Genomic DNA, 7,004 nt, shown 5'->3' on the forward strand with positions numbered 1-7,004 from the left:
GGCGGTGGGCCGCGTGATCAGCAGGGAGGGGTCGCTCATCAGGTGTCCGGTGCGGGTGAGTTCGTCGAAGGTGCTGTGCCAGGCCGCGCCGAAGGAGAGGGTGTGGTGCGCCAGGTTCGGCCAGGTGCGGTCGGTGCCCAGGTGCAGCACCACCGCGGACGGCGCGTGCCGCAGGCGCAGCGGCCGGCGGGGGCTGCGCCCGAGGAGCCGGTAGGCGACGGGCAGATCGGTGGTGAGGACGACGGCGTCACAGGGGATGCGGTCGTGGTCGGAGACGACGGCGGTGACGGTGCCGCCGGAGCGTTCCAGGTGCACCACCTCCTGGCCCAGGCGCAGTTCGGCGCCCGCGTCCGCCGCTGCCGCCGCCATGGCCCGGGGCAGTGCGTGCATGCCGCCGCGGGGGAAGTACACCCCGGCGACGGTGTCCATGTAGGCGATGACCGCGTACGCGGCGAGCGCCCGGGCCGGGGGGACTCCCGCGTACAGGGACTGGAAGGTGAAGACGCGGCGCAGCCGCTCGTCCTTCAGGAAGCGTCCGATGCGGGCGTCCAGTCGCCCGAATCCGCCCAGGGCGGCCAGCCGCGCCAGGTCGGGGGTGAGCAGGTTCAGCGGGGAGTCGAAGTTCGCGTCGATGAAGCGGCGCATCTGCGCGTGGTAGACGCGCTGGAGCCAGTGGCGCAGTTCGCGGTAGCCCGCGGCCTCCCGGGCCCCGGCGAAGCGCTCGACCTCCGCGCTCATCGCCGCCGCGTCGGTGTGCACGTCGAGGCCGCTGCCGTCGGCGAAGGTGGCGCGGTAGGCGGGGTGGAGCGGGATGAGTTCGACGCGTCGGCGCAGGCTGTCCCCCACGGCGGCGAAGGCCTCGTCGGCGAGGTGGGGCATGGTCAGGACGGTGGGACCGGTGTCGAGCCGGTAGCCGCCGAGGTCGAGGCGTCCGGCGCGACCGCCGGGCAGCGGGTCGCGTTCGACGACCGTCACCCGCCGTCCGGCGCCCAGCAGGTGCAGGGCGGCCGACAGCCCGGCGAGCCCGGCTCCCACGACCACCACGTGGTCGGTGCGTCCCGGCACCGTGCGCATCACGAGCGCGCCCTCTCGGAGCGGCACTCCAGGGGCTCGGTGCGGCACTCCACCAGTCCCGGGCGGCCGGTTCCCGGCCCGTCGCCGCCGGCTCCTCCCGTACCGCCACCGCCTCCCGCACCCGCCACGGAGTGCAGCAGCGCGCCCAGTCTGCGCCCGGAGGTCTGCAGGAGTTCCAGGGCGGCGCCGATGCGCAGCGCCGCGGCGACCGGCGCCCCGTCCGCACCGCCGCACGCCCGCAGCGACCACCACAGCAGCTGGGAACGGGTCCGGCCGCCGCCGCGGCTGAACCGGGCGACCCGTTCCGCGATGTCCGCGGCGAAGAGCGGGTCCAGTGCCCGTGCCCGCGCGACCCGGTCGGCCAGGACCTGGTCCAGCACGTGTCCCACGGCGCCTCGCACGTCCTGGTCCACGCGGTGGGCCGCCGCGGGCTTCGCGCACGGCGACTGCGCCATGGGGCCCCGCGCGCGGCCCGCCGTTGGGGCCGTGCGGCCATATGGCCGCACCCATGCGGTGGAGGCCGAAACGGCTGCCGTGCGCGGTACGGAAGGCGGACCGTCCGTCAGATGATCGGTCGCCGGTGAGCGGCGCATCCCGGTTCCTCTCGTCGTGCTTGCGTGCATCGCTTCGTCCCTGCTGACTACGCGCCGAACAGCCGGCACGGATGCACCAGGGGCGACATGCGCCACGGACACGGGCGCATGTGTTCCCGTCCCGGGCCGGTTCGCGCACCGACAGGCCGCAGTCACCCGAGCGAGTGGCCTGCATCCGATCGGGCCCCCGGACAGGAATGCTGGGGACGGGGCGGTACGAGAGCGGGAAGAAGGAGGCCGCGGTGTTCGAGGCGGATGTGGCCATCATCGGCGCTGGCGCCGCCGGACTGTCGCTGGCGCACCGGCTGTCCGGGCCCCGGTTCCGGGCGCGCGCGTGCACGGTCGCCCTCATCGACGCGCCGCCCGGCCCGCTGCGTCCGCCCCGCCGGACCTGGTGCTTCTGGGAGTCGGGTCCCGGCCGCTTCGACGCCGCGGTCAGCGCGTCGTGGCAGCGGTTACGTGTCCGGCCACGCACCGGGCCGCCGATCGAGGGGGACATCGCACCGCTGCGGTACAAGATGATCAGGTCGGACGCGTTCGAGGCCCTGGTGGCCGCACAGATGGCCCACCACCCGGCCGTGCGGCGGCTGGAGGCCACCGTGGAGGCGGTGGACGACGGCCACCTCGGGGCCCGCGTCCATCTGCGCGACGCCCAGGACCGCGCGCGCGTGCTGCGCGCCCGCTGGGTGTTCGACTCCCGGCCGCCGGGCAGCCTGCCCGCCGCGCGCACCACGCTGCTGCAGCACTTCCACGGGTGCTTCGTCCGCGCCGCGCGCCCCGTCTTCGACCCCGCCACCGCCGACCTGATGGACTTCCGCACCCCCCAGCCCGTACGCGGCCTGTCGTTCGGCTATCTGCTGCCGCTCACACCCCACGAGGCCCTGGTGGAGTACACCGAGTTCTCGCCGCAGGTCCTGACAGCCGCTCAGTACGAGGCGACGGTACGCCACTACACCACGGAGGTGCTGGGCCTCAGCGCGCTGGAGGTGGTCTCCACCGAGACCGGCGTCATCCCGATGACGGACGCTCCGCTGACCCGCCAGACAGGGGCGTCCGTGTTCCGCATCGGCGCCGCGGGCGGCGCGACCCGGCCCGCGACCGGCTACACCTTCGCCGGACTGCAACGCCAGACCCGGGCGGTGGCCACGGCCCTGCACCAGGGCCGCAGACCCGTGCCGCCGCCCGCCCACTCGGCCCGCTCCCGCGCCATGGACGCCGTCCTGCTGCGCGCCCTGGACAGCGGCCGGGTCGAGGGACCGGAGCTCTTCGCCCGCCTGTTCAGGACGGTGCCGCCGGGGCGGCTCCTGCGGTTCCTGGACGGACGCACCCGGCTCCACCAGGACCTCGCCATCGGGCTGCGCACCCCCGTGGCCCCCATGCTGCGCTCCGCGCTGGAGCTGCCGTTCCTGCCCCGCCGCCTCCACGAGCTCACCTGACCGCACACCGCACACAGGAGACCGCATGACCTTGCTGCGCGACCAGGACCTGGCCGTCGCTTTCGACCACGCCGCTCGCAGTTACGACGCCATGGTGGCCGTCAATCCCGGCTACCACTCCCACCTGCGCCGTTCCGTGCGGCGCCTGGGCTTCACGGGCGGCGGCCGGGGCCTGCGCATCCTGGATCTCGGCTGCGGCACCGGCGCCTCCACCGCCGCCCTGCACACCGTCCTGCCGGACGCCGCAATCACGGCCGTGGACGCCTCCGCGGGCATGCTGCGACGGGCCGCCGCCAAACCCTGGCCCTCGCACGTCTCCTTCGTCCACGCGCCGGCCGAGCGGCTCGCCGAGGCCGGTGTCCGGGGTCCGTTCGACGCCGTCTTCGCCGCCTATCTCTTTCGCAACCTCTCCGACCCGGACCCCGTACTCGGCGCCGTCCACCGCCTGCTCGCCCCGTACGGCCGGCTCGGCGTGCACGAGTACACCCTCAGCGGCCACCGCCTCGACCGGGCGGTGTGGACCCTGGTGTGCCGCGGCCTCGTCCAGCCCCTCGCCGGAGCCCTGGGAGACGGTGATCTCTACCGCCATCTGTGGCGCAGCGTCGTGGACTTCGACACCGCGGACCGCTTCGCCGCCCGTCTGCGCACCGCCGGATTCGACGCGGTACGCGCGCTGCCGCTGCCCGGCTGGCAGACCGGTATCACGCACACCTTCGTCGCCCGCCGCACCGACGCTCCCACCGAAACCGAGGAAGCACGATGACCCGCCCGCGCGGGAACGCGGCCCCGCACCCCGGCCGGGACCGGCGGGCACGCGCGCTGCCGCCTCCGGCCGGATCCGCGCGCATCCGGGGCGAGCGGCCGAGCACGGCGGTGGTGGGGGGCGGCGTCGCGGGCCTGGCGGCGGCGACCGCGCTGGCCGAGCGGGGCGTGGCCGTCACGGTGTACGAGCGCGAGCCCCATCTGGGCGGCCGGGTCGGGGCATGGCCCACCCGGCTGGCGGACGGGACACGGACCACCATGAGCCGCGGCTTCCACGCGTTCTTCCGCCAGTACTACAACCTGCGCGGTCTGCTGCGGCGCGCCGACCCGTCACTCGCCCGCCTCACACCTCTGCCGGACTACCCGCTCCGCCACCGCGACGGCATGCGGGACAGCTTCCGCCACGTCCCGCGCACCCCGCCCTGGAGCGCCGTGGGATTCGCCGCGCTCAGCCCCTCCTTCGGCCTGCGCGACCTGCGCCGGATGCGCCCGGCCGCGGCCCTCCCGCTCCTCGACGTGCGCGTCCCCGACGTCTACCTGCGCCTCGACCGCACCAGCGCGCACGACTTCCTGGAACACATCCGCTTCCCGCCCAGCGCCCGCCATCTCGCCTTCGAGGTGTTCTCCCGCAGCTTCTTCGCCGACCCACGCCATCTGTCGGCGGCCGAGATGGCCCTGATGTTCCACATCTACTTCCTGGGCTCCTCGGAGGGTCTGCTCTTCGACGTGCCCGACGCGCCCTTCACCGAGGCCCTTTGGAACCCCCTCGCCGCCCACCTGGGGCGGCACGGCGCCGACGTACGTACCTCCAGCCCCGTGGAGCACATCGCCCCGCTGCCCGACGGCGGTTACGAGGTGACCACCGGCGCCGGGGACCACCAGCGCCACGACGCCGTCGTGCTGGCCCTGGACACCGGTGGACTGCGCTCGTTGGTGGGCCGCTGCGGCCGGCTGGGCGACGCGGCGTGGCGCGAGCGCGTCGCCCGGCTGCGCACCGCCCCGCCCTTCCTGGTCACCCGGCTGTGGCTGGACCGGCCCGTCGCCGGCGCCCGGCCGGGCTTCCTGGGCACCAGCGGATACGCGAACCTCGACAACGTCAGCGTGCTGGAACGCTGGGACGGCGAGGCCGCCCGGTGGTCGGCGCGCACCGGGGGGTCCGTCGTGGAACTCCACGCCTACGCGCTGCCCGCGGACCGACCCCGGGATGTGGAACAGAAGCGTCTGATCGACCAGCTCCATGTGGTGTATCCGGAGACCCGCACCGCCGGGGTCGTCGACGTCCGCCACGAGTGGCGGGCCGACTGTCCCCTGTTCCCGGTCGGCGGCCACACCGACCGCCCGCCGGTCCGCACCCCGGATCCGCGTCTGGTGCTGGCCGGGGACCTGGTGCGGGTGGATCTGCCCGTGGCACTGATGGAGCGGGCGGCGACCACCGGGTTCCTCGCCGCCAACGCCCTCCTGACCCAGTGGAACGTACGCGGGGAGCCACTGTGGACCGTCCCCGACCGTGGCCGTGGCCCGCTGCTGCGCGCTCTGAGCCGGTGCGGAGGCCGCTAGGGCGTGTTGCGAAAGTCCCGCCTGCCCCTCATGCCGGGGCGCCGCTCTCCCGCAGGCAGCGGGCGAGGGTGTGCAACCCGCGGCGGGCGTGGCTCTTGACCGTGCCGAGCGGCCACCCCGTCAACTGGGCGATCTGGGTGTGCGTGAGGTCGTCGTAGTAGGCGAGCCCGAGGACGCGGCGCTGCGTCGCGGGGAGTTTCGCCAGCTCCTGCCGGACCAGCACCCGGTCGAGCACGGCTTCGGGCCGCGCCGCCGGATCGTGCTCCTGGTGGCCGAGTGCGGCGCCCGCCGCCGTGACCAGCTCGGCACGGCGTGCCCGGGCGGACAGCGTGTCCGCGATCGTGCGCCGGGTGATGCCGACGAGCCAGCCGGCCAGGACGCCCCGCGTGGGTGAATAGGTGGAGCGCCCGCGCCAGGCGGCCAGGAACACGGACTGCGTGACGTCCTCGGCCTCGCGCGCGTCGTCCAGTGCCCGCCGCGCCAGCGTGTGGACCAGGGCGCTCCAGCGCTGGTGCGCCGCGACGAGGCAGGCCTCCTCGCCCCGGGCGAATCCCTCGGCCAACTCCTCGTCGTCGAGCGCCCCTTGGGCCGGAACCCGTGACGGTTGCCCGGTGGCGCCGTCGGCGCCGACGACGCCCGGACAGGTGGCCCGCACTGCGGTCATGATCCATGCTCCTCCTCGGCCACGCCAACGCGGCCGGTTCACACGGGAGATGGCGGCCGACGGGCGGACGCCCGGTACGGTTTCCGCCTCTTGCGGTGTCCGCGTCCCCAGCCTGCAAAGACCTGCTCGGCGGCTCAACTCGCATCGAATGTGCGTCGTATAGTGCGGGGCGTGAGTACCGACCACGCGCTCGGGCCGACTCGGTCCGAGGACATCGGCATCACCACCGGCGTGCTCGCACAGCGGCTCGGCGTGTCACCGGTGACCATCCGGTCCTGGGACCGCCGTTACGGCTCGGCCCCGCGCGGCACCAGAGTGGCCGGCACCGCCGCTGGAGAGCGTGGGACATCGCCCTGGTCGAGCAGATGTGCCGGCTGACGGCCCTCGGAGTACCTCCCGCCGAGGCAGCCCGCGCCGCGCAGGCGGCCACCCGCTCCGACCCCGCCGCCCCGGCGCCGGACACCGGCCGGCCCACGCCCGCGGAGCCCGCGCCGGACAACCCACCGCCGCGGCCCGAGGACGCCGCCACCGGACCACGTCCCGCGTCCGTCCCGCGCGCCGCACCGACAGGTGGCAGCCCACTGCCCCTCGGCACCATCCGCCGGGAGACGCGCGGCCTGGCCCGCGCGTCCGTACGCCTGGACGCACCCGCCGTACAGGCCTGCCTCAACGCGTTCGTCCAGGAGCACGGCGTGCTGACGGCCTGGGAGGAGATGATGATGCCCACCCTGTACGCGGTGGGCCGCAAGTGGGAGTCCGGCGGCGACCGTTACGTGGAGGTCGAGCACATGCTCTCCTGGCTCATCTCCACCGCCCTGCGCAGCGTGCCGCTCCTGCTGCCCTGCCCGCGGCCCGCCCCCGAGGCCCCTCCCGCCCTGCTCGCCTGCGTCCCAGACGAACAGCACACCCTGCCGCTGG

The 7,004-nt window shown here is 74.9% G+C and carries 8 protein-coding genes; 5 read left to right on the top strand and 3 right to left on the bottom strand.

Annotation, left to right across the window (positions count from 1 at the left end; genetic code table 11):
• Both crtI and ACJA3G_RS25870 read right to left on the bottom strand, forming a co-directional pair.
• Positions 1 to 1,077 (bottom strand): phytoene desaturase family protein (crtI, locus tag ACJA3G_RS25865; protein WP_406555454.1); only part of this gene is annotated, 1,077 nt, incomplete at its 3' end.
• On the bottom strand, positions 1,074 to 1,463 hold the full coding sequence (locus ACJA3G_RS25870; RefSeq protein ID WP_406555447.1) for a hypothetical protein: 390 nt from the start codon (positions 1,461 to 1,463) through the stop codon (positions 1,074 to 1,076). The genes ACJA3G_RS25870 and crtI, both read right to left, overlap by 4 nt.
• A gap of 446 nt (positions 1,464 to 1,909) precedes the next feature.
• Between ACJA3G_RS25870 and ACJA3G_RS25875 the strand changes: the two genes are divergently transcribed.
• The 3 genes from ACJA3G_RS25875 to ACJA3G_RS25885 are packed head-to-tail and all read left to right on the top strand — an operon-like array spanning position 1,910 to position 5,422.
• Positions 1,910 to 3,103 (top strand): lycopene cyclase family protein, encoded by a 1,194-nt coding sequence (locus ACJA3G_RS25875; protein ID WP_406555448.1) that lies wholly within the window; start codon positions 1,910 to 1,912, stop codon positions 3,101 to 3,103.
• 25 nt (positions 3,104 to 3,128) lie between these two features.
• On the top strand, positions 3,129 to 3,866 hold the full coding sequence (locus ACJA3G_RS25880) for a class I SAM-dependent methyltransferase (RefSeq protein ID WP_406555449.1): 738 nt from the start codon (positions 3,129 to 3,131) through the stop codon (positions 3,864 to 3,866).
• Positions 3,863 to 5,422 (top strand): FAD-dependent oxidoreductase, encoded by a 1,560-nt coding sequence (locus ACJA3G_RS25885; protein WP_406555450.1) that lies wholly within the window; start codon positions 3,863 to 3,865, stop codon positions 5,420 to 5,422. Before ACJA3G_RS25880 ends, ACJA3G_RS25885 begins: the two co-directional genes overlap by 4 nt.
• Positions 5,423 to 5,450: 28 nt before the next feature.
• Here the strand turns inward: ACJA3G_RS25885 and ACJA3G_RS25890 are convergent, their stop codons facing one another.
• Complete coding sequence (locus ACJA3G_RS25890; RefSeq protein WP_406555451.1) at positions 5,451 to 6,086, bottom strand: RNA polymerase sigma factor; 636 nt, start codon at positions 6,084 to 6,086, stop codon at positions 5,451 to 5,453.
• Between the two features lie 171 nt (positions 6,087 to 6,257).
• Here ACJA3G_RS25890 and ACJA3G_RS25895 point away from each other — a divergent pair, with 171 nt between their 5' ends.
• Positions 6,258 to 6,464 carry a hypothetical protein gene (locus tag ACJA3G_RS25895; protein ID WP_406555452.1) on the top strand — a complete coding sequence of 69 codons (207 nt, stop codon included), beginning with the start codon at positions 6,258 to 6,260 and terminating at the stop codon, positions 6,462 to 6,464.
• A partial coding sequence (locus ACJA3G_RS25900) for a B12-binding domain-containing protein (protein ID WP_406555453.1) occupies positions 6,452 to 7,004 on the top strand: 553 nt, incomplete at its 3' end. The genes ACJA3G_RS25895 and ACJA3G_RS25900, both read left to right, overlap by 13 nt.

This window comes from Streptomyces sp. YS-3, from assembly GCF_045257485.1.
Taxonomy (GTDB): Bacteria; Actinomycetota; Actinomycetes; order Streptomycetales; family Streptomycetaceae; genus Streptomyces.